The 2,731-nt window shown below is 34.5% G+C and carries 3 protein-coding genes and 1 pseudogene; all 4 read right to left on the bottom strand.

The features are described 5' to 3' along the window. Positions 1-937 precede the first annotated feature (937 nt). Positions 938-1,219, bottom strand: coding sequence for a helix-turn-helix domain-containing protein (locus ACFIO3_RS08635; RefSeq protein WP_375608209.1), 282 nt, complete (start codon positions 1,217-1,219; stop codon positions 938-940). A gap of 78 nt (positions 1,220-1,297) precedes the next feature. Further along, the gene (locus tag ACFIO3_RS08630) at positions 1,298-1,462 is read right to left on the bottom strand and encodes a hypothetical protein (RefSeq protein WP_375608190.1); all 165 of its coding nucleotides are present in this window, start codon (positions 1,460-1,462) and stop codon (positions 1,298-1,300) included. A 455-nt stretch (positions 1,463-1,917) separates the two neighbouring features. Further along, positions 1,918-2,115 (bottom strand): hypothetical protein, encoded by a 198-nt coding sequence (locus ACFIO3_RS08625; RefSeq protein WP_375608191.1) that lies wholly within the window; start codon positions 2,113-2,115, stop codon positions 1,918-1,920. A gap of 538 nt (positions 2,116-2,653) precedes the next feature. Further along, positions 2,654-2,731: pseudogene (locus ACFIO3_RS08620) on the bottom strand (transcriptional regulator); the annotation flags it as partial.

The following is a 2,731-nucleotide window of genomic DNA, read 5'->3' as shown; positions in this document are numbered from 1 at the left end:
TCTGATTTGTTGAACTCTTTCTAGAGTCTAAAACTTTCTCATTAAATCCTATAAGCTTAGCGGTTGCAAAAATTTAGGAAACAGCTTTGAGAAGGCTGGTGAAAAAACATCGTAAAAAGGGAAAAAACTTTCATAAAAAGATTTCGTGTCTGATGTCAAATTTCCATGGAAAGCAGGACATTAATACAGATCAGATGTTTCCAAGTATAGTGGGGGGAAGATATGAGTTGTAATGGATGTTTCCTTAGAAGAATCGAGAAAAATTTATCCTATAAGCAATAAGTTTTTGTGCACTCTTAAGAGAGATTTTTAAGAAAGCTGCCATTGCTCGAGAATAATGCTCTTTGAAAAAGGGGCGCTTTTATTGGATGAAAAAGGAATTCTTTATAAGCAGTTTTGCTTGAGGAATGAGGTCAAGGATGCATTGTGTGCGTAAAGGGAGCTCGTTTTATAAAAATGTAAAAGAGTAAATACGCAAAAGCGTAAAAACGTGTAACTGTAAAAAAGGAGATGGGGTTTTATGCTTTGTGTATGCTTTTATCATGGTATGGAATATGGAGAACTAGGGTGCGCGTTTGTGAATGAAACGGTGATCTGTGAAGTCAATAAGGGGTATTTGTTTGGCAAGAGGCTGGATTATAGTTTACAAACTGGTGCGGGATAGAAGATTTATCTAGTGGGGAGATCTGTTTTTTGAAGTGGAATTGTCGACTCGTACTTATAGGAATTTTTGCTCTTTTAGGTGTGGTGATCTGAAATCAATAAGAAAACCCGCTGGATAAGCTAGCTGGATTGTTAACAGATCAGTGTTTATTCAGTGGTGCATGGGGTGGTGATGTGGGCGTTTCGTTTGGTTTTTTTTCTGTAAATATAGAAAAGCGTAAAAACGGTGTCCGTAAAATGAAGCAGAGGATTTGGGCTTTATATGGGCTTTTACTTAATCAGAAATCAACCACAAGATTGCTTTTTGTTTTTTCGCTTCGAGTTCTCTAAAGTTTTTTAAAAGGGCGTGTTCTTTTTCGCTATAGGTGTCTTGATCGTGGAGTAGAGAATTTTCTTTTGTGACAATATCGGCATAAAAAAAGGTAATGGGAACTTTTAGGATATTGGCAATTTCTTGTAAACGTTCTGCGCTTACACGATTGAAGCCTTTTTCGTATTTTTGGATTTGTTGAAAACTGACGCCTTCTAGAGAAGAAGCTGGACTGTTCACAAGAATGGCGCTGAATGGAGTCTTCGTCCTTTGAGGTGAGGGGTGGAAGTCAAAATTCACACTTTATTGTCGTAGGGCATTTATTTAAAATGCATGATTACGATCTGTAGAGGTTAATTCTTCATCAAAAAACTTTTTAGCTTGTTCTTCTTGTTTGGCTTGACGCTTTCCCTCTTCAGTTTTACCACAACCGGTAATACTAAATCCTACAGCTAATATAACTATGCATAATAAAATGGTTTTTTTCATTTTTACCCCTCTTTAAACATTGTATGTGTCAATATCATTACTCCAAGGTATGAGATGATTTATTGCGTTGGAATACAGATTGAATTATCGCGATCTTTTGTTTTTTATTAGCATTGTTAATGGGAAAATACGGAAACAGTTTATGGTAAATATCTTATAAATCTATCATAAGAGAGAATTAGAAGGAAAGAGCCAAAACCTAATATAAACGACCAAATTGCAATGCTTATTAGTGCTTTTGACAAACCCATTGATAATATCATAATAGGAACTGTAAGCAATCCTATAAACCCCATAATCACTATAATACTTAATATCAATCTTAAAGGACCACGAAGCCATAAAAGCAAAAGAACTAATGCCTTTTTGCTTGTTTGTAAGTTTGATATCATTTTCCCCTCACGCGCTTAAATTAAGATGGCTTATAATATATACAATACGAAAAATAATACAAGTCATATTTTTGTAAAGTCTTTGAGATTTGTTTGATATTCATTAGATGAGATATCTGACTTGGTAGAGGATGGCTCTATTTGACATTCTTCTAAAACAATTACTAAAGCACGATGATCTGTATGAGATAAATTAAAAACTGTTTGAATTCCATCAGCAAAGATTTCTATAAAATTTTCTTCATTTGTTTTTTCTATCACATGAATTGTAAGTATGACCTCTGTTCTATTTGTATCAGAGTTGATAAGTTTTGTTGTGTAATGGATGTTTTCACAATCTTATTATCGGCCACAATTTCAGATTTTTTGAAAAAAAGATTTTTAACGGTAAAGATTTTTGCTTTCGCAAGTTTATTTTATCCATTGAATTTTTATCCTATCATGCTGTCAAACACTGCTCTTTGAGGGGCGGTGATTGTGGGGCATTATAATTTAATAAGGCGTTTCTTGCGCCCGTGGGGGATGAATATTTTAGGGCTGAATTGGAAAGTTTGATAAAACACTATGCTTTGAGAGATAATAATAATCATATGAAATAATGAGCAATAGGATTCGCTAAACAATAAGCTGGATTGTTGACAGATCAGCGTTTACAGAGTTGCGTGGGGTGTGGTTGGGAGGTTTCGTTTGGTTTTTTTCTGTAAATATAGAAAAGCGTAAAAATGGTATCCGTAAAATGAAGCAGAGGATTTGGGCTTTAAAATGAAGCAGAGGATTTGGGCTTTATATGGGCTTTTACTTAATCAGAAATCAACCACAAGATTGCTTTTTGTTTTTTCGGTTTGAGTTCTCTAAAGTTTTTTAAAAGGGCGTGTTC

The organism is Bartonella sp. AD328YNZD, from assembly GCF_042196425.1.
This window is presented reverse-complemented; position numbering and strand designations above follow the sequence as displayed.